Source organism: Paenibacillus sp. FSL R5-0517, assembly GCF_037974355.1.
Taxonomy (GTDB): Bacteria; Bacillota; Bacilli; order Paenibacillales; family Paenibacillaceae; genus Paenibacillus.
This window is the reverse complement of sequence record NZ_CP150235.1, coordinates 5,409,781-5,429,675: the sequence shown is the minus strand read 5'-3', so window position 1 is coordinate 5,429,675 and position 19,895 is coordinate 5,409,781. Positions and strand designations below refer to the sequence as shown.

At 45.8% G+C, this 19,895-nt stretch carries 18 protein-coding genes and 3 tRNA genes; 18 read left to right on the top strand and 3 right to left on the bottom strand.

Features of this window, described 5'->3' with window-relative positions:
• Position 1: 1 nt before the first annotated feature.
• The 11 genes from MKX40_RS24235 (at position 2) to yajC (ending at position 8,467) form a co-directional block, all read left to right on the top strand.
• Positions 2-78: transfer RNA gene (locus MKX40_RS24235), tRNA-Arg, on the top strand.
• A gap of 17 nt (positions 79-95) precedes the next feature.
• Positions 96-174, top strand: a tRNA-Leu gene (locus MKX40_RS24230).
• Positions 175-181: 7 nt separating this feature from the next.
• Positions 182-255 (top strand) — tRNA-Pro (locus tag MKX40_RS24225).
• Between the two features lie 244 nt (positions 256-499).
• A complete protein-coding gene (locus MKX40_RS24220; RefSeq protein WP_339237048.1) occupies positions 500-1,192 on the top strand; it encodes a BofC C-terminal domain-containing protein in 693 nt (230 codons plus the stop codon).
• Between the two features lie 290 nt (positions 1,193-1,482).
• Positions 1,483-1,986 carry a crossover junction endodeoxyribonuclease RuvC gene (gene ruvC, locus MKX40_RS24215; protein WP_076252971.1) on the top strand — a complete coding sequence of 168 codons (504 nt, stop codon included), beginning with the start codon at positions 1,483-1,485 and terminating at the stop codon, positions 1,984-1,986.
• The gene (gene ruvA / locus MKX40_RS24210; RefSeq protein WP_036616866.1) at positions 1,983-2,597 is read left to right on the top strand and encodes a Holliday junction branch migration protein RuvA; all 615 of its coding nucleotides are present in this window, start codon (positions 1,983-1,985) and stop codon (positions 2,595-2,597) included. Before ruvC ends, ruvA begins: the two co-directional genes overlap by 4 nt.
• A gap of 55 nt (positions 2,598-2,652) precedes the next feature.
• A complete protein-coding gene (ruvB, locus tag MKX40_RS24205) occupies positions 2,653-3,663 on the top strand; it encodes a Holliday junction branch migration DNA helicase RuvB (RefSeq protein ID WP_091020485.1) in 1,011 nt (336 codons plus the stop codon).
• Positions 3,664-3,784: 121 nt separating this feature from the next.
• Positions 3,785-5,869, top strand: a complete 2,085-nt coding sequence (locus tag MKX40_RS24200) for a SpoIID/LytB domain-containing protein (protein WP_339237044.1) — start codon at positions 3,785-3,787, stop codon at positions 5,867-5,869.
• Positions 5,870-5,876: 7 nt separating this feature from the next.
• On the top strand, positions 5,877-6,905 hold the full coding sequence (queA, locus tag MKX40_RS24195) for a tRNA preQ1(34) S-adenosylmethionine ribosyltransferase-isomerase QueA (RefSeq protein WP_339237042.1): 1,029 nt from the start codon (positions 5,877-5,879) through the stop codon (positions 6,903-6,905).
• 43 nt (positions 6,906-6,948) lie between these two features.
• The gene (gene tgt / locus MKX40_RS24190; protein ID WP_253440252.1) at positions 6,949-8,085 is read left to right on the top strand and encodes a tRNA guanosine(34) transglycosylase Tgt; all 1,137 of its coding nucleotides are present in this window, start codon (positions 6,949-6,951) and stop codon (positions 8,083-8,085) included.
• Positions 8,086-8,152: 67 nt separating this feature from the next.
• The gene (gene yajC, locus MKX40_RS24185) at positions 8,153-8,467 is read left to right on the top strand and encodes a preprotein translocase subunit YajC (RefSeq protein WP_339237038.1); all 315 of its coding nucleotides are present in this window, start codon (positions 8,153-8,155) and stop codon (positions 8,465-8,467) included.
• 128 nt (positions 8,468-8,595) lie between these two features.
• Here yajC and MKX40_RS24180 read toward each other — a convergent pair whose 3' ends face one another.
• Complete coding sequence (locus MKX40_RS24180) at positions 8,596-8,988, bottom strand: TIGR04086 family membrane protein (RefSeq protein ID WP_339237035.1); 393 nt, start codon at positions 8,986-8,988, stop codon at positions 8,596-8,598.
• Positions 8,989-9,170: 182 nt separating this feature from the next.
• On the opposite strand from MKX40_RS24180, the gene MKX40_RS24175 reads away from it, so the two are divergent.
• Positions 9,171-9,929, top strand: coding sequence for a DUF421 domain-containing protein (locus tag MKX40_RS24175; RefSeq protein WP_339237033.1), 759 nt, complete (start codon positions 9,171-9,173; stop codon positions 9,927-9,929).
• Between the two features lie 3 nt (positions 9,930-9,932).
• On the opposite strand, the gene spoVB is transcribed toward MKX40_RS24175, so the two are convergent.
• Positions 9,933-11,567, bottom strand: a complete 1,635-nt coding sequence (gene spoVB / locus MKX40_RS24170; protein ID WP_339237030.1) for a stage V sporulation protein B — start codon at positions 11,565-11,567, stop codon at positions 9,933-9,935.
• A 227-nt stretch (positions 11,568-11,794) separates the two neighbouring features.
• Between spoVB and MKX40_RS24165 the strand changes: the two genes are divergently transcribed.
• The 6 genes from MKX40_RS24165 (at position 11,795) to MKX40_RS24140 (ending at position 18,312) form a co-directional block, all read left to right on the top strand.
• Positions 11,795-12,034: a post-transcriptional regulator gene (locus tag MKX40_RS24165; protein ID WP_036617497.1), complete on the top strand. Its 240-nt coding sequence runs from the start codon at positions 11,795-11,797 to the stop codon at positions 12,032-12,034.
• Between the two features lie 91 nt (positions 12,035-12,125).
• Positions 12,126-13,376 carry a protein translocase subunit SecD gene (gene secD, locus MKX40_RS24160; RefSeq protein ID WP_339237028.1) on the top strand — a complete coding sequence of 417 codons (1,251 nt, stop codon included), beginning with the start codon at positions 12,126-12,128 and terminating at the stop codon, positions 13,374-13,376.
• The gene (gene secF / locus MKX40_RS24155; protein ID WP_339237024.1) at positions 13,366-14,277 is read left to right on the top strand and encodes a protein translocase subunit SecF; all 912 of its coding nucleotides are present in this window, start codon (positions 13,366-13,368) and stop codon (positions 14,275-14,277) included. The genes secD and secF overlap by 11 nt, the downstream gene beginning before the upstream one ends.
• Positions 14,278-14,350: 73 nt before the next feature.
• A complete protein-coding gene (locus tag MKX40_RS24150; protein ID WP_339237021.1) occupies positions 14,351-15,310 on the top strand; it encodes a cation diffusion facilitator family transporter in 960 nt (319 codons plus the stop codon).
• A gap of 40 nt (positions 15,311-15,350) precedes the next feature.
• Positions 15,351-17,759 (top strand): single-stranded-DNA-specific exonuclease RecJ, encoded by a 2,409-nt coding sequence (gene recJ, locus MKX40_RS24145; RefSeq protein WP_339237019.1) that lies wholly within the window; start codon positions 15,351-15,353, stop codon positions 17,757-17,759.
• Positions 17,760-17,796: 37 nt separating this feature from the next.
• Positions 17,797-18,312 (top strand): adenine phosphoribosyltransferase, encoded by a 516-nt coding sequence (locus tag MKX40_RS24140; protein ID WP_124115601.1) that lies wholly within the window; start codon positions 17,797-17,799, stop codon positions 18,310-18,312.
• A 161-nt stretch (positions 18,313-18,473) separates the two neighbouring features.
• Here MKX40_RS24140 and uraA read toward each other — a convergent pair whose 3' ends face one another.
• On the bottom strand, positions 18,474-19,790 hold the full coding sequence (gene uraA / locus MKX40_RS24135; protein ID WP_339237017.1) for a uracil permease: 1,317 nt from the start codon (positions 19,788-19,790) through the stop codon (positions 18,474-18,476).
• Positions 19,791-19,895: the final 105 nt, after the last annotated feature.

The following is a 19,895-nucleotide window of genomic DNA, read 5'->3' as shown; positions in this document are numbered from 1 at the left end:
TGCGCCCTTAGCTCAGCTGGATAGAGCGTTTGACTACGAATCAAAAGGCCGGGAGTTCGAATCTCTCAGGGCGCGCCATTATAACTTCATAATTTGCCGGCGTGGCGGAATGGCAGACGCGCTCGACTCAAAATCGAGTGGGAAACCGTGGAGGTTCGAGTCCTCTCGCCGGTATATATAACGGGATGTAGCTCAGCTTGGTAGAGCACCTGGTTTGGGACCAGGGGGTCGCATGTTCAAATCGTGTCATCCCGATCTCGAAAAAGTACTATCTAACTTATAGATAGTACTTTTTTTGTGTTTATCTTTATTACGTTGCGATATTACAAAGGGAATACGATTACGATGTGTGCTTAACATAACTTTCAATATGCCATCAGCTATTGGCCCATGGTCCCTTGGTTCATGAATATACGGGTTACTCTTCAGACGACAAGTTTTGCATAAAGCCTCGTTCTTTAGGTCACAATAGGTTTAAAAAGTGATAGAAGGGGTTCATGTGAACACGTTTAACTTCAGGAAACAATTCAAGAGACGCTGGCGACGGTGGAAACGAACAGTATGGATGACGGTTGCTTTGCTTGCAGTTACGATATTGGCTTACAGCGGATTGTCTATCTCATCGGCGATTGAACGTTTGCTGACCACTAATTTTAGTGAGGCAACTAGTGTGATGGGACCTGTTACGCCGGAGACCAGATCTGATCAGGAGATTCAGGCGTTAGTAGAGCAACTTAATACTGATCCGGATCATTTAACGAGTGTGGTTTTGGAAACACAGTACATTTGCGGAGTGGAGACAGAACAGTTGGGCAAGATGGCTAGACCACAGTTGAAGATGCTGCTGGTTCAACATCCGGAATGGGATGCTACCGTTGGAACATCAGATGAGTTGCATTTGAAGCAACGTGTAGATGACCTTTCACCGCTTTGCAAACAGCAGGCGTATATTAGCATAGATGCTGTGGGGAACCTTAATTTGTATGAGGGTAAGCCTGCAGAAGAGAAGGTTATTCGTACGTTTTTTCAGTTGGATGTGGGGACGTTGGAGAGTTCTTTGCCTGAAGGGGTGCTGGAGCAATTGCAGCAGGGTATCCGGATTCAGGACAAGGATGAGTATGATAGCGTAATCTCAACGTTTAGTGACTATGCGGTGGATGAAGATCATCATTTAATCCGCAATGGCGGGTAATCTTTTGTGCTAACTTACAACGTTAAGATACTGAAGTAATAATTAGATGGTTGGAGACCAGTGGCATTGGTGTTTCGCGAACTAATATACGTGGAATGTGGTGATGGACATCGAAGAGATGTCCTTTTTGTCGTTTTTGCCGAAATACATGAAAATACGAATAAACATGAAAAAAATCACGAATAAAGACGAGTAATGGGTTAGACAAAGTTTTTCCTGCCGCAGGGTCTATCTTTTGTTATAATGAAATGAACGATACATATGTTCGCTTTTGTGAGGGAGAGATGGTTTTGCGTTTTTTGGGAATTGACCCGGGGATTGCGATTGTTGGTTTTGGTTTTGTTGATAAAATCGGCAGTAAAGTGGTACCCGTACAATATGGATGTATTCAGACGGAAGCTCATACCCCTGAAGAGGAACGGTTGCTTCATGTATATGAAGGTATGGTGCAATTAATTGATAAGTACAAACCGGACGCAGTAGCGTTAGAGAAACTTTTTTTCAATCGGAACGTTACAACAGCGATGTCTGTCAGTCAGGCTAGGGGCGTCATGGTACTTGCTGCTGCACAGAAGGGTTTGCCTATTGCAGAGTATACACCAATGCAGATCAAGCAGGCTGTTGTTGGGTACGGTAAGGCTGAGAAGAAGCAAGTGCAGGAGATGGTCAAAATGTTCTTGCGTCTTCAAGTCATTCCTAAACCGGATGACGTAGCGGATGCGTTGGCTGTAGCCGTGTGCCATGCGCACTCTTATACATTAAATTCCAAGTTGAATGAGGTATTGCGAAAATGATTGATTTTCTAAGAGGACAGTTCATTCATGTAGAGAATGATTATATTGTGTTGGACGTTCATGGTGTGGGGTATCGCGTATTTTGTCCGAATCCATTTGCGTTCGCTAAGCAAGAAGGCGAAATTACCGTGTACACTCACCATCATGTGCGTGAGGATGCGATGCTGCTGTTTGGATTTGTGACACGGGATGAACAGCGCTTGTTCCGCAAACTGATTGAAGTATCCGGTATTGGTCCCAAAGTGGCGCTGGGCATACTCGCTGGAGGTACACCAGAACATGTGGTTACAGCGATTTACCAAGAGAATTTAACGTTCTTGACCAAATTGCCAGGCATCGGGAAGAAGACAGCGCAACGCATGATCCTGGATCTCAAGGATAAGCTGGATAGTTTTGGAGCGGCAGCGTATGCAACAGGTTTGTTCGCTCCTCCATCGGAAGAGTCGGGAAGTGGTTCAGCCTGGGATGAGGCACGTGAAGGTCTCAAGGCACTTGGGTATACTGACAGTGAACTTGATAAAGTATGGCTCAAATTGAAAAAGGATGTTACTACAGCGGATTCCGTTGATGTGTTGATGAAAAAAGCGCTGCAAATGCTGTTTACGGGATAATACAAATTGCATATTATAATATAGCTGTAGCCTGCAAAAAAAGGTAGGGATGAACATGGATGATCGGATTATTTCCGCGAACCTGATGATGGAAGACCAAAATGTTGAGTTGAGTCTTCGTCCCCGGTATTTGAATGAATATATCGGACAGAATCAGGTGAAGGAAAATTTAAAGATATATATTGAAGCTGCCAAATTTCGTAATGAGGCATTGGATCACGTTTTGTTATATGGACCACCTGGACTGGGTAAGACAACACTTGCCAATATTATTGCCAATGAATTGGGTGTTAATTTACGAACTACGTCAGGCCCGGCCATTGAACGCCCGGGTGATCTTGCAGCATTGTTAACCAATCTGCAGGAAGGCGATGTGCTGTTCATCGATGAGATTCATCGTTTGCATCGTACGGTTGAAGAAGTCATGTACCCCGCTATGGAAGATTCGGCATTGGATATAATGATTGGTAAAGGTCCAAGTGCTCGGTCCGTTCGGCTGGATCTGCCGCCATTCACTCTGATTGGGGCTACAACACGTGCTGGCTTGCTGTCTGCGCCACTTCGAGATCGGTTTGGTGTTATCAGCCGCTTGGAATTCTATACGGTTGATGAGCTGGCTTATATCGTCTCGCGCTCTACCGAGATTTTGGGTGTGGAGATTGTGGGAGATGCTGCGCAAGAGATTGCATTGCGCTCACGTGGGACACCGAGGATTGCCAACCGTTTGCTTAAACGAGTACGTGACTTTGCACAGGTTCGTGGTGACGGGATTATTACGCAGACATTGGCTGAAGAAGCATTGCAACGACTTCAGATTGATCCGCGTGGCCTGGATGAGATTGATCATAAGATGCTCAAATCGATGATCAACAGCTTCCGGGGAGGCCCGGTAGGTTTGGATACCATTGCTGCTACAATCGGTGAAGAAAGTCAGACGATTGAGGATGTCTACGAACCGTATCTGCTTCAGATTGGCATGATTCAGCGTACACCAAGGGGGAGAATCGTAACAGATCTTGCCTATCATCATTTGGGTCTACCTGTTCCACCAAGAGACGGAAAATAATCGAGCCACGTGAAAGTCCACGATTTGAACGTTTACCAATTGAAGGTTCACCATAAACATTGAAGTTTACGTTTGTTAATCCGATATAAAGTGAAGGCATTGCATGGAGAGGAGTCTGAATGTGGGAAAAGCAATACGAACGAAGAAGTGGAGTCGTCGATTGAAGGTACTGGCGGCAGCTCTTTTGACAGTAGGTTGTCTTCAAGTGCCTGCGTATGCAGCAGGTAATGATGGACAGACAATCCGTGTAGCCATGTTTGCGAATCTGGGCAGTACGTATAAATCAACTACACCACTTATTACACTTGAATCAACGGGACAATGGAGTATCCAATCGGAAAGTGGCGCAAATGTAGGTCTTCCGGCTGGACAGGTCCGTTTCAGTGCAGATGGATTCAGAGTGAAAGTGTTGGAAACAGGGGATTTCAAGGCAGCATCTGCAGCAGCCAAATTGTTGCAGGCAACCGCGGATAAGCCGTTGCTGTTTACAACGTCTGTGAATGGAAATGCCATCTATCAACTCTACACAGGTAACTATGCAACAGAGGCACTGGCTGGACAAGCTGTTACACGGGTACAAAAGGTAGCAGCAGCTCAATTGGCTGGTCAAAAGCCAACTGTGACCGGAAGTAAGCGCCTGTCTGCTGGAACGTATGGTTCGCTTCAGGAAGCAGAGGCAACGCAAGCGAACCTTTTATCAGCAGGAGTTAGTAGTGCTTATCCGGTCCTCCTACTGAGTGGAGGAAGCCAAGCATATGCGGTATGGGTAGGTGAAGCTGTAACAGATGCGGAATTATCCTCAGTGAAGAAAAGTGTGGAGGCCATTCCAGGGATAAGTCTCTCAACTGTTAACAATAGTGCAGGTCTCATCATCCGTCAGGATGCGGGATTAAGTGCGGATGCGCTTAAAACAGCTCCGCATTACACGATTGCAGGTACTGAATCCAAAGCATTGGTACAAGGGAATAGCAATGGCATCAAAGTAGTGGAACGTTCCCAGCGAACGTATCGTGGAGATATGGAAATCAGCATCGTCAGCGGTGATCTGGCATTGGTCAATGTCGTTCCACTGGAACAATACCTGTACTCTGTCGTAGGGGCAGAGGTATATTCCTCCTGGCCTGCTGAGGCTCTGAAAGTTCAAGCAGTAGCTGCTCGATCCTATGCGCTTCAACAAGGAGAGCGTTTCAAAATTGCCAATGTCGTGGATACGACACTCAGCCAAGCCTATAACGGGATTGGTTCGGAGAACGATAAAGTAACCAGTGCAGTGGATGCAACGGCCGGAGAAGTGGTTAAGAGCGGTGGCAAAATCATCGAAGCTGTATTCTCCTCCAATGCGGGCGGTCAGACGGCTCATCCTTCTGAGGTATGGAACGGCGGAGCAGGTGTGTTCACCAATGTAATTAGCTCGGGGGATACATCAGCGCAGGCAGGATTACATACGTGGTACCATGTGCTACTCAGTTCAGGCATTAGCGGGTACATTCGTGAGGATAACATCAAAGAATTAACAACCAAGACCAACGCGGGTCTGGCAAAAGTGACGGTAACGGCTCAGAACACCAATGTACGTCCTGTTCCGTTGATTCAGTCCACCGTGGAACCTGTAGCCAAAATGAATCCAGGCAATGAAGCTGTAGTACTGGCAAAAGTGGCTCAATCCAATGACTATGCTTGGGTGAGAGGACCATTCACGTCTGCCCAGTTGGTTAAATCCCTTCAGGGTAAAACGACAGCACCTGTTCCTGCTTCAATCTCAACCTTGGAAGTAACCAAGCGTGGACCTTCCGGAAGAGCACTTGAAGTCACTGCCAACGGCCAAGCTATGACGGTGAAATATGCTGACACATACCGTTCTGCGCTTGGTGGATTACCGAGTACTCTATTTGATATTGCAGGAACCGGAAGTTATACTGTATTAGGCGCTGACGGCAAAACAGCCAGTAAAACCGGTTCAAATGGTGCCGCTGTAATGTCTGCCTCTGGTACAGGTTCATCATCCGGTAATGCTCTTGTGGTGATGAGTGGTGATGGTCAAGCGAGAGCGGTAACGCAGGGTCAAAACTTCATGTTCATCGGCCAGGGCAATGGTCATGGGTTGGGCTTGTCCCAATGGGGAGCGAAAGGCATGGCAGATGAAGGGTATGATTACCAGACAATATTGAAACACTATTATCAAAATGCGACTATTGTTAAGGAATGAAACTAAAATGAATGTGAACTTATATGATTTTGAATTACCAGAGCAATTGATAGCACAGACGCCGTTGCTTGATCGCACGGCTTCCCGTTTGCTTACCTTGAACAAAGATAGTGGTGAGATTAATCATCAAACGTTTCCTGATATTATCGATTTTCTGGATTCTGGGGATACATTGATTCTGAATGATACGCGTGTTCTTCCAGCCCGTCTGTTCGGTACAAAGGAAGACACCGGAGCAAAAGCGGAAGTCTTATTGCTTAAAAATGTGGAGGGCGACAAGTGGGAAGCACTGGTTAAGCCGGGTAAAAAGCTGAAAGCCGGTTCGGTTATCGTATTTGGAGACGAACTGAAGGCAATCATTGAAGAAGAAGGCGAGATGGGGGCACGTACACTTACGTTTACGTATGATGGAATCTTTCAGGAAATTCTGGACCGTCTGGGTGAGATGCCGTTGCCACCGTATATTAAAGAGACTTTGGATGACCGCGAACGGTATCAAACCGTGTATGCCAAGCATGAAGGATCAGCGGCTGCACCCACAGCGGGATTGCATTTTACGGATGAATTGTTGGATCAGATTCGTGCCAAGGGCGTTAATGTCGCTTTCATTACGCTTCATGTAGGACTGGGGACGTTTAGACCAATGTCGGTAGACAACGTAGAAGATCATGTCATGCATGAGGAGTATTACTCCTTGTCACAAGAAACGGCAGATCTGATTAACCAGACCAAAGAGAATGGACACCGTGTTTTCGCGGTTGGGACAACCAGTTGCCGGACTCTGGAAACGGTGGGCAGCAAGTTTGAAGATGGAGTACTGCAAGCAAGCAGCGGATGGACAAGTATTTTTATCTATCCGGGCTACTCCTTCAAAGTGATCGATGGGATGCTTACGAATTTTCATCTCCCAAAATCCACGTTGGTTATGCTGGTTAGTGCACTTGCAGGCAGGGAACATATTATGCAGGCATATCAGGAAGCCATTCAAGAACAATACCGGTTCTTCAGCTTCGGCGATGCCATGTTGATATATTAATATAACGGAATAACGATTAACTTTTAGAGGATGATTAAAACCAATGGCAGCAATTACGTATGAACATATCAAAACTTGCAAACAATCCGGCGCACGTCTGGGACGTGTGCATACACCTCACGGTGTGATTGAGACACCGACCTTTATGCCTGTAGGTACACAGGCGACCGTCAAAACAATGAGCCCTGAAGAGTTAAAAGCCATGGATGCTCAGATTATTTTAAGTAATACGTATCACCTGTTTCTGAGACCAGGACATGAAATCATTCGTGAAGCTGGCGGATTGCACAAGTTCATGAACTGGGATCGTCCAATTCTGACGGACAGCGGCGGATTCCAAGTGTTCTCGCTCAGCGAGATGCGCAAAATTACGGAAGAAGGCGTTAATTTCCGCTCTCACCTGAACGGAGATAAGAAGTTCCTTTCTCCTGAAGTGGCCATGGAAATCCAGAATGCACTTGGCTCCGATATTATGATGGCATTTGATGAATGTCCACCGTATCCAGCTGAATATGAATATGTCAAAAAATCACTCGAACGAACGAGTCGCTGGGCAGAACGTTGTCTTGAAAGTCATGCTCGTCCGCATGACCAAGGTCTGTTTGCCATTGTACAGGGAGGCATGCATGAAGATCTTCGCCGTCAGAGCGCCGCAGATTTGACTTCCATGGATTTCCCGGGGTATGCTATTGGTGGACTGAGTGTTGGAGAACCGAAACATTTGATGTATGGAGTATTGGATTATACGTTACCTTTGTTGCCAACCAATAAACCACGTTATTTGATGGGGGTAGGTTCGCCCGATGCGTTGATTGAGGGATCCATTCGTGGAGTGGACATGTTCGATTGTGTTCTGCCTACTCGGATTGCCCGTAACGGAACAACAATGACCAGCCAAGGACGTCTGGTAGTTCGCAATGCCAAGTTTGCAACTGATTTTGGGCCATTAGATCCTGAATGTGATTGCTACACTTGTCGCAACTATTCCAGAGCTTATCTGCGTCATTTGATCAAAGCAGATGAAACATTTGGCCTGCGTTTGACAACGATCCATAATCTTCATTTCTTGCAGAATTTGATGCGTAATGTACGTAAAGCCATTATGGAAGATCGTTTGCTTGATTTCCGGGATGAATTTTTCGATCAATATGGTCTTCATGACAATGACAAAGGTTTCTGATTGAGTTTTTAGGGAAACCGGCGTAACAAGCAATATCTGTACGTATAGTCGATAAGGGGGAGTTTGAATGTTTCAGGGAATGACTCTAGCAGGAACACAAGCGGGCGGAGGCATTGTATCTTTGATCGTACCTTTGGTACTCATGGTTGCAATTTTCTACTTCTTGATGATTCGTCCACAGAACAAAAAGCAAAAGCAACGGAATTCCATGCTGAGCCAATTGAAAAAGGGCGATAAAATTGTAACGATTGGCGGCCTTCACGGTACGATCGCTGAGATTACAGATGATGTAGTTGTATTGCGTGTAAACGATGTAACTAAACTGACGTTTGATCGTAATGCAATCAGCAGTGCTGTAACTCGTGATACGGCTGTTGAATAGTTGCTGTAACATAGAATAACGAGGGTGCGTTTATATGGCGTATTCCCTGGCAGAGAACCGGATCTCCTGGAGACCCGGTTCTCTTTTTTTTGTTTTATGAGGGAAAGTCGATGTTCTTCACCAGTCTGCTAGGAGCGATGTGTGTTAACGCCGAACATGCCACCGAGAGCTGAAATGAAGAAAGCGCTGAGCAGTTGCAAACTATCTTTCCAATTAAATGAAGCATCCAACGCGAGAAATCCAATTAACAGTACGAGCAGTCCGTATACGATTCCGGTAATTCCTCCGTAGTACCATCCTTTTTCACCAGAACGTTTGCCTGCCACAAAACCACCAACCAATAACGATAAGCCATGCACAACATAAGTATACAACGAGAGGTCCTGTTCCCGCATTCCGCTCACCCAGAGAAAAAAGGAGAGGATTAATGCTCCGATAAACATCCATACAAAAGCCTGACAGAGGCCTGACAGAATCGGATTGGACACTCGAAACGAAACCAAGCGGCGGATCAATTGCATGAAGCAACCCCCTTGTACAAGTTTGAAGTTAATACAGTGTATGGTCAAGCCCTCTGACTTATGAACTGATTTCCATTAAATGAACGGATTATTTCTGCATGAGCCTGTAAGGTTCAGGTCAAAATATGGATTGCACTACTCAGCTACTGTTAATAACTCAGTTTCGAAGGAGGACCCCTGTTGTGAACTTCCCAGATGTTGGATCACATATCTTTCGAACCATTCTCATGTACTTTCTGGTGTATTGTGCAATGAGGGTTATGGGTAAACGTGAGATTGGTAAGCTATCCATGTTTGATCTTGTCGTGTCCATTATGCTTGCCGAGATGGCTGCTTTTGTCATTGAAGATATCGATAAACCGCTCTCTCATGGGATTGCCCCCATGCTTACCTTGATCATCGTACAGATCGGAATGGCCTTTATAGGTCTTAAAAGTCGGCGTCTTCGCCTGATGATTGATGGCAAACCTACGGTTTTGATCTCCAAAGGCGTTCTTCACCGAGATGAGATGCGGAAGCAACGATATAATCTGGATGATCTATTGCAGCAACTCCGCGAACAGAATGTTGACAGTATCGGTGAGGTGGATTATGCCATTTTGGAGACTACGGGTAAGTTGACCGTCTTTCCCAAGGATCAGAATGCTTCCAACGACAGCAATTCTTCAGGCTCTGATTCGGGAGGGACTTCTTCCAGTAAATCCAAAGCAGAGAAAAATCAGATTGATGGGCTGACAAATATCAAATACGAAGGTCTGCCGCTGCCCCTCATTATGGACGGTAAAGTTCAGGATCAGAATCTGGAAATCATCCAGAAAACAAGATTTTGGCTGAAAAATCAAATTCAACATAACGGAATTCTGGATTTCAAAGATGTATTTATATGCTCCATCGACCATAATGGTAAGATTTATGTAAGTCCAAAAGATGATAAAAAATGAAATTTATTTGCCTGACCGACGCTTGAACCATGCACCTATCAAAGGAGCACGGGACAGATCATGGAAGTCAATCATTTTGGTCCAGCCCATGACGATGAAATACACAATAAGCCCGACAAAAGGAGCGAGAATCATGCGGAGCCAGAAAGGCAAGATCATGGCAGTCTCTTCGTATACGAGTAGGGTCGCTGCTCCCATAATAAACATTCCGGCCCCCGTTTTGACCCAATCCATAATTTTGAAGCGGAACTGTAGCAGACTACGAACGCTTTGGGCGTGTAACAAGGTAACGACAGTAGAATTCACACAGATGGCGATGACTGCACCGAAAATCCCATATTCAGGACGGGAAGCGAGCGTCAAAATTAACGTGATTTTGATAACAGCACCGATGAATGTATTTAGCAGTGCTTTACCTGGACGATCAAGGGCTTGCAACGCAGCTTGAAGAGGAGCTTGAATATATATGAATAAAGCAAAAGGAGCCATTAGCTTCAGCATGCTTCCGATCGATGCATCATTATACAGAACAAGACACATCGGTTCGGCAAGCACATACATAAACACAGAAAACGGAGCACCAGTCACGAGCGCCAAACGTAATGCCTGATGCATTCTTTTGTGAATCAGCGCGCGATCTCCCTGAGCAGAAGCTTCTGACAGTGAAGGCACAAGTGATGTCGCAAGCGATGAAGTCAGTGCCCCCGGCAACAGCAGCAAAGGAATAATCATACCTTGTAGTGCACCATATTGTGCTGTAGCGATTCCTTTGGATATGCCTGCCAGAGCCAGACTCTGGGCAGTAACGATAGTTTCGGCCAGATAGGATAGAGAACCAACCAATCGGCCTGCTGTAACGGGAATCGAGATTGCAAGCAATCGCCGGATTAAACCGGGCTGTGGAGTAGTGGTTTCTTTCATAACTGAAGGAATTGGGTTTAAAGCTTTGGCTGAAGGTTTGGTTGTTAGATTGGACATGTTCTGTTGCATAACGAGCGGTAACTCTTTCTTCTGCCTGTTATACTTCCACAAGAGTACAAGCATACCGCCAAATTCTCCAACAAGCGCTCCCAGCATGGCACCAGCAGCAGCTTGTGCAATACCGTGGGGGAGGAGAAGCCAGGCAAACCAAATGACACAGACGATGCGAATGATCGTTTCAACAATGGATGATATGGCAGTAGGCATCATGTTTTGCTTGCCTTGGAAGTACCCTCTGTAGACGGCTGATACGGCGATAATGGCAATCATGGGGCTCATACTGACGAATGTATGATACACCCGCTCATCCGTGAGCACATACTTGGTAACCCAGGGTGCAAATAGGATGCACAAAAACATGAATACCACACCCAGGGTCAACGTAAAGCTTAAGCTTACTTGCAGGATTCGCTGGGGGGAATAACGATTGGCACCAGTGTCAGCTTCGGCTACGAGCTTGGCTACGGCCAGCGGAATACCACCCGTAATTAATGTCACCAGTACGATAAAAAAGGGATAGCTCAATTGGTAGATGCCAACACCTTCTGCACCGATGACTCGTGGCAGCGCAATACGCGGGATGAAACCAAGTATTCGATTAATTATGCCTGCCGCGAGCAGGATCATGGCCCCCTGAATAAATGTCTGTTTCTTCAAGACTACCCCTCTTTCCCGGTTGAAAGTACAGGTTATCATCATAAACGGGACAAAGCCGTTGTTCTTCATCCTATGCCAGTCCTTCATCTTCTCATGACAACTTGGACACGATTAACAAAAAGAACCATAACCAGCAAGAAGGAATATGATCAGGCGAAGTCGAATGATGTAATATTGATGCCGCATAAAGGCTTGGATGTACGAAGGGAGGCTCCCCGTTGGAAGAAATGAATGATGTGGAGTTGGAACAGTCAATAGAGATGCTCTGCCGAAGCAAGGCGGAGGAATTAAGGCTTGTCGGTTACGAATATGTCACCAGCAAAGATGTCTGGAATTGCGTCAGTCATAAATATGAAAAACAGGGCATTCCACCGCTTCACCAGCTGGTGAACGACATTTTGTCACTGAAAGCAACAAGCTTTATGAACTTTATGACCGTGTCTGCATACCGGGGGTCCTCTTTCTAGACGAAAGGGATCTTTTTTGTTGAAAATTGACTGCTTTTTACGGCATCGCTATAATAGGAATATTGAGAACGAAAGGGGATCTAGGAACGGCATGAAAAGAATTATCAGTTTCATTCTGGTCGTGCTTGTCACCACAGGGGTAATGGTGGGAACAAGCCCGGAACTGCTCAAAAATATACGCTTGGGCCTTGATTTAAAGGGAGGCTACGAGATCTTATATGAAGCAGAGCCGCTCGAAGCAGGACAACAAGTCACCAAAGCATCTTTGGTGCAAACGGCCAAAAGTCTTGAAAGCCGCGCCAATGCGCTCGGAACAAGCGAACCGGAGGTAACCACTGAAGGAAGCAACCGGATTCGATTGAAGTTGGCAGGGGTTACGGATGAGGCTGAAGTTAGAGCCAAAATGAAAGAACCGGCTGTTCTGACCTTCCGTAGTAAAGCTGAGAATGACAAGGAAGGCGAATACACCAAAATTGAACTTCGCGGAAATGAATTTGTTGAGAATGCAGCCAAAGTTGTTTTTACAAGTTTGAATCAGCCGATGATTGACATCCAAGTGAAAGACAAAGCCAAGTTTTCCGAGATAACCAAACGTTTGATCGGACAACCTCTTGCTATCTATCTGGATGATCAGCTACTTTCTGCACCAACAGTTCAACAACAGTTGACAGATGGATCTGCCCAAATCTCAGGTGCCTATTCACGTGATGAAGCAAACCAGCTTCGTGACACCATTAACCTGGGTGCATTGCCACTGAAACTTACAGAGAAGTATTCACAAAGTGTTGGTGCAACACTTGGTAAGCTCTCTCTGGATCAGACGATTAAAGCGGGATTGATTGGTTCCGTTATTATTCTAGTGTTCATGATCGGGCTTTATCGTATTCCTGGCATTATCGCGAGTTTTGCCTTGATCACACATACGTGGCTGGTACTTGCAATCTTCTATTTAGGAGAATTCGTGCTCACCCTTCCAGGTATTGCGGCGTTTATCCTGGGTATAGGAATGGCGGTGGATGCCAATATCATCACGTACGAACGGATTAAAGAAGAAATGCGTAGTGGTAAGTCGATCTTGTCTTCGGTTAAAGCGGGCGGTAAACATTCCTTCCGAACAATCATCGACTCCAATGTCACAACCATTATTGCGGCCGCTGTTATGTTCTTCTTGGGTACAGGTGCGGTTAAAGGGTTTGCCCTCGTGCTGATTTTTGATATTGTGACCAGTATTATCACGAATATTTTCTTCTCCCGCTTCCTGCTGACCCTGCTCGTACGGGCTAACGTGTTGAAGAAGCCTAAGTACTTCGGAGTGAAGGAGAGTGAAATTCGTGCGCTTTAATTGGAATTTCGATTATATTAAAGGGAGTAAAATTGCCTATACATTCTCGATTATTTTGACTGTAGTAGGGATTATCAGTTTGCTCTCACTTGGATTAAACTACGCCGTTGACTTCCGTTCAGGATCAAATGTGGATATTACCGTATCCAAAGCCATTACAGCGGAGCAAATCAATCCAATCGTGAATGAACTGGGTGTTGACACAAAGGAAGTCCAGATTACAACTGGATCTGATCGGGTTAATATTCGATTCTCGAACGTACTGGATGAAAACCAAGAAAGCAAATTCAAGCAAGAATTTAGCAAACTGGATGAGACTGCTTCTTATGAAGTGAATACCGTTGATCCAGAAATGGCCAAAGAGCTTGAGCGTAATGCAATCTATGCGGTGCTGATTGCCAGTATCGGAATCATGATCTATGTTGCGATTCGATTCGAATGGCGATTCGCTTTGGCAGCAGTTGTTTCCATATTCCATGATGCCTTCGTAGTTATAAGTGTATTTTCTATATTCCGTCTTGAAGTGAATCTGACCTTTATTACGGCAGTGCTAACCATTGTCGGATTCTCTATCAACGATACCATCGTTATCTTTGACCGGATTAGGGAAAATCTGCGTTTTGCCAAAAAATCAACAAAAGCTGATCTGCGTGAAGTGGTAAACCGGAGTTTATCTCAAACGATGACGCGCTCGCTTAACACAACATTTACTGTATTTATAGCGTCACTCTGTTTGTTTATTTTTGGCGGAGAGTCTATTCGCATGTTCTCTCTGGCGATGGTGATCGGGACATTCTTTGGTGCCTATTCTTCGATCTTTATTGCAGCTCCATTATGGTTTACGCTTAAAGGTAAACAACAAACGAACAAGCCAAAAACAGTGGCTAAAGAATCTAACTAAACATCTTATTGTGAAGCCGCGTCTGCCAGGCGCGGTTTTGCAACTTTATGTACAGAAATAAGGGGGAATATTCATGACCAGAGAACATATCCCATCTGCTCAGGCTGCCACATGGAGTGGTATTGCTGGTAATATGGGACTTGCGGTAATCAAAGCGGGAGTCGGTTATATGGCAAACAGCAAATCATTGCTCGCTGACGGCTTGTATTCTGCTTCTGAAGCTGGTTCTGCCCTGGCAGGTCTCTTTCCCTCCAAGTCTGTACGTGATAAGAATAAGGCTCGCAGGGATCGGTTTAAAGAACACTCACGGGTTGCCAGACCGGGAATCTCCGTATTGTTATCTGTGCTGATCCTCATGGGTGGATTACAGCTTGCCATCTCCGCATTGGGTAGTCTCTCCGGAAGTGAACCGGAAGCACCCGGCAAGTCGGTACTTTTGGTGGCTGTTGCAGCTCTGGCTGTAAAAGAAGCGATTTTTCAATTTCAGTACAGATATTTTCGCAAACGAAACCAGTCTCAGGCTTTAGCCTATGCACAGCAACATCGTCGTGCGCTCTATTGTTCTCTCACCGTGTTGATCGGCATTATAGGATCTATGGCTGGTGAAGAGACAGGTTTGAGCATGCTGCTCTACCTGGACCCTACGGCTGCATTGATTGCTTCCTGTTTTGTACTTCATAAGGGTTACCGAATGATTGTGGACACAGTATATGGTTCACTTGTTCAGGAACTGGAGCAGGAGGATGCGTCCGATTTCAAAGAGACTGTACAGCGCGTATACGGCATTATTACCATTGAGCACTTGGTTGCTCGGGAACAGGAACATGACGTTACGATTGAGTTGGTCGTTAGTGTGAATCCGAGAATCTCCATACTGGAAGCACAGGAAATTGCAAATCGGGCCAAGACACTATTGCTTACCCGGTTCAGTCATGTAAAAGAGGTACAGATTCAAGCGGTGCCTTATGATCCAGGCTATCCCTATAAATCCAATCATGAACTGCCCGATCACGAAGCGACATTAATTCAGTAGTGAAGCGCGGGTCCAGTAGATCAGGAAAGGAGCGTTATCTTTGCTTTATTCGCAATACCGGTGGAATACACCGAATATCATTTTGGAGGCGGCTGCGGGACTCTCACAGGCGCTTTCCGTTTCCCCACTTGTTGGACGTTTGCTTGTGAGTCGAGGCGTGCACAATGAGAAGGAGGCCGAACGTTTTCTGCATCCTGATCTGAATCAAATGCATGATCCCTATCTGCTACTCGGCATGAATGAAGCTGTGCCTCGCATCAAATTGGCTTTGCAGCGCGAAGAACATATTTTGATCTACGGTGATTATGACGCCGATGGCGTATCCAGCACATCGCTCATGATCCATTTGATGCGTCATCTTGGTGCCTCGTACGATATCTATATCCCTCATCGCTCGAATGAAGGGTATGGATTGCACAACCATGCATTGGATTGGGCCCATCAACAAGGTGTTTCATTGATTATTACCGTGGATACCGGAATCAGCGCTGTTGAACAGATTGCCTATGCGGCAACACTGGGTATCGAAGTTATTGTGACAGACCATCACGAGCCGCCTGAAATTTTGCCAGAAGCCTTTGCCCTTATTAATCCCAAACTTCCGGGATGTCCGTATCCCTTTAAAGGTTTGGCCGGAGCGGGAGTAGCCCTGAAACTTGCCCAGGCACTGATCGGGGAAGTGCCCGGTGAATGGATGGAGATTGCTGCCATCGGTACCGTGGCCGATCTGATGCCTTTGGAAGGGGAGAACCGGGTTATCGTCAGTTATGGAATTGAGTCGATGCGTGGTTCACGTCTTCCAGGTGTGGGGGCATTACTGGAAATCAGTGGAGTGGATCAAAGTCAGGTGACTTCAATTAATATTGCCTTTGCCATGGCTCCTCGTATTAATGCCAGTGGACGTTTGGATCATGCCGGGAGAGCGGTATCACTTCTCACCACGGAGAACCTGGATGAAGCTCATACGCTTGCGGGTCAACTTGATCTACTGAACAGAGAGCGGCAGCAAGTCGTAGAGGGCATACTACAAGAAGCAACTGCGCAGCTGGAACAAAAGATACAGCTACGTTCAGGAGCTGTTCCGGATGTTATCGTATTGGCTGGTGAAGGCTGGAATGTTGGAGTGGTGGGTATTGTGGCTTCCAAGTTGCTGGAGCGTTATTACCGACCTACTCTTATTCTTGGAATTGATCCAGAGAGCGGTGTTTGTAAGGGCTCTGCGCGCTCCATTGAGGGCTTGGATATCTATGAGGCGCTCACAGTTAATAAACACAGTCTGGACCATTACGGGGGCCATCCTGCTGCAGCAGGTATGACCTTGCATCGGGATCAGCTGAAAGAACTTGAGGATGGCTTGAATGAGTTTGCTGCATCTGTATTGACTGAAGAAGACTTTGTACCTCAGCGTCTTGCAGATGATGAATGCAGAATCAGTGATGTTCCGCTGAAAGTGATCCAGGAGATCGACAGATTGCAGCCTTTCGGGATGAGCAATCCTTCGCCAAGATTCGTACTGAGAAGCGTGACTGTGAAGGAAACCAGAACGATGGGACGAGAGAAACGCCATTTGAAACTGGTTCTGGAACAGGATGGTCAGCAACTGGAAACTGTCGCTTTTGGCAAGGGGGCGTTAGCGGAGTTCCTTCTCCCAGGTTCCGTTATTGATGTGATGGGAGAACTGTCCATTAATGAATGGAATGGGATGAGAAAACCGCAACTGATGCTTCAGGACATTCATGTTCCTCAGGTTCAAGTGTTTGATATGCGCGGTAATGCAGAGCCATTGAATGCGATGAAGCAATTCTTGAGCTCACTTGAGGTGCATCTGCGATACAAATCAGGTTCTGTTGGTGCTATTATTCGGAAAGAAACAGACGTTTCCGAGGGAAATTCATTGTATGAACCTTGCCTTTGGGTATATGATAGAAAGGTCGGGTTATTTCCGTGTAATGCTGCTGCACAGCATTATGGACAGGAAGAAGTCCGGACGTTATTTGTGTTTGATACGCCGGAAACCCCGGAACAACTTGATGCCATGCTGGCTTTGTTCAGTGGAGCCGAGAATATCATCCTTCTGCACGGATCAGGCAACCGCCGAGATCGCCTTCAGATGCCTTCCAGAGATCTCTTTAAGCGTATTTATATGCAGGTGTTGAAATGGAAAGCTGAACCCGTGGAGGAACAAGAGATTACTCCTGTGCTCAGTCGTCAGTGTGGTTGTTCGCCGCGCATGATTACGATGATGTTGGATGTATTCGAAGAGCTTTCCTTCATTACCCGTGATAACGGCAAAATTGCGTTTGTGGATAACCCGCCTAAGCGTGAACTAACCGCTTCTCGTCACTATCAGGCGCTCGAAAACATGGCCGAGATAGAACAGGTGATGCTGGATGCAGCCACACCGCAACTGACACAATGGATGATATCCCGGATGAAGGGCGTATCTTAGATGGAAGTTTGTGTATTTATTTTAGGAGGAGATTATTTTGGATTTTAAAGATTATATTCGTGTCATTCCTGACTTTCCACAACCGGGAATCAGCTTTAAGGACATTACGACATTGTTGAAAGATGGAGAAATGTACCGCAATGCGATCAATGAGTTGAAAGTGATGGTTTCTGATCTCAAAATTGACGTCATTGCTGGACCTGAAGCACGTGGTTTCGTTGTGGGCGCCCCTCTGGCGTACGCTCTTGGTGTCGGTTTTGCTCCGATCCGCAAAAGTGGAAAACTGCCTGGAGAGACGATTGAAGTCGGTTATGATCTCGAGTATGGCAAGGATACACTCGCGATGCACACAGATGCGATTGAGAAAGGTCAAAATGTCCTGATCGCAGATGATCTGCTCGCAACGGGTGGAACGATTGCAACTTCCATCAACTTGATTGAACAATTGGGTGGGAACGTTGTTGGTGCTGCATTCCTGATCGAGCTGACTGATTTGAATGGTCGTGCTAAATTGCCTGAAAAAATCGATGTATTTACATTGATGAACTACTAAGTTTAAATCTCCACTCGGAGTGTTGTGATTAAAACCTGAATTGCTTTTCCCTTTTCCCGGGAAATAATATACAGCATTAATGATTATAAAAAAGCCTGTTCTATCCAACCTCAACGGTTGGATAGAACAGGCTTTTTTGATTTATATACGATACGGTGAAATTAATCAGGCGTTTTTTCAGTGATAGGCTGTTTCTGCGAATCGTCATTCAACCAGCCCATTACTTCAAACAGTTTGAACAACAAGCTCATCAGGATTCCGACGATGGTTGCCAGTGCCATCCCTTTTAGATGAACGCCATAGAAGACAACCTCAGTACCACTCAGTCCAATGACCAGTACAAGTGTGGTAAGCAGCAGATTGGTTGGCTTGGCAAAGTCGACTTTCTGTTCAACCAAAATACGCAGACCCGATGCAGCAATAACCCCGAAGAGAAGTAGTGATACTCCACCCATAACTGGCACAGGAATGTTGGCAACAAGCGCCGAGAATGTTCCTGAGAAGGAGAGCACGATGGCAATAACTGCTGCCCCACCAATGACATATGTGGAGTAGACGCGAGTCAGTGCCATAACACCGATGTTCTCACCATAGGTTGTATTGGGAGTAGATCCTACAAACCCGGAAAGAATGGTGGACACCCCGTTACCAAGCAGGGAACGATGAAGGCCCGGGTCTTTCGAAAGATCCTTGCCCACAATGCTGCTCGTTACAAGCAAATGTCCGATATGCTCTACGATAACGACAAGCGCTACAGGTAAAATGGTGAAAATAACGGACCAGTCAAATGTAGGTGTTGTTACGGTTGGCAGTGAGATGAAATCTGCGTTTCCGATAGCTTGTTTATCAACCAGACCCATTAAACTACCCAATACATAACCGGATACAATTCCGATTAAAATATGAATGATTTTGGGAAATCCACGGAACGTTACTGCACCAATTACTGTGATTCCCAATGTGACCATGGATAAAATAATGGGTTTAGCCTGAGGTGTCCAGTTGGGATATTTAAGGATATCGGGATTAATCAGACCGGCCATTCCTGCAGCCACAGGTACAAGCTCCAGACCAATCAGAGCAACGATCGCGCCCATAACCGCTGGTGGGAAGACTACGTTAATCCATCCGGTACCCGCAAATTTTATAATGAGGGCCACGAGACAGAAAACAAGTCCTGTTATGATAAAAGCTCCAAGTGCCATGGAGTAGCCGTTCTCTGGATGTTGTTTTAATACCATTGTGACAGGTGCGATAAAGGCAAAGCTTGATCCGAGATATGCTGGAATCTTACCTTTACACATGAGTATGTACAACAGTGTCCCAATCCCGTTCATCAGCAGGATCATACTTGGATCGACACCGAACAGGTTTGGTACAAGCACCGTACTGCCAAACATGGCGAACAAATGCTGAAGGCTAAGCAGTGAACCTGAGCCAAGTGGCATCTTTTGATTAACCTGAATTTCGCGTTGCAATGAACTTCATCTCCTTTTCCGAAACACAAACTTTCAATAGATTACAGAGTTTCTCTTAATTAAGCAATAACATTTTTGACGCAGCAGAGCGGTAGAATTTATATT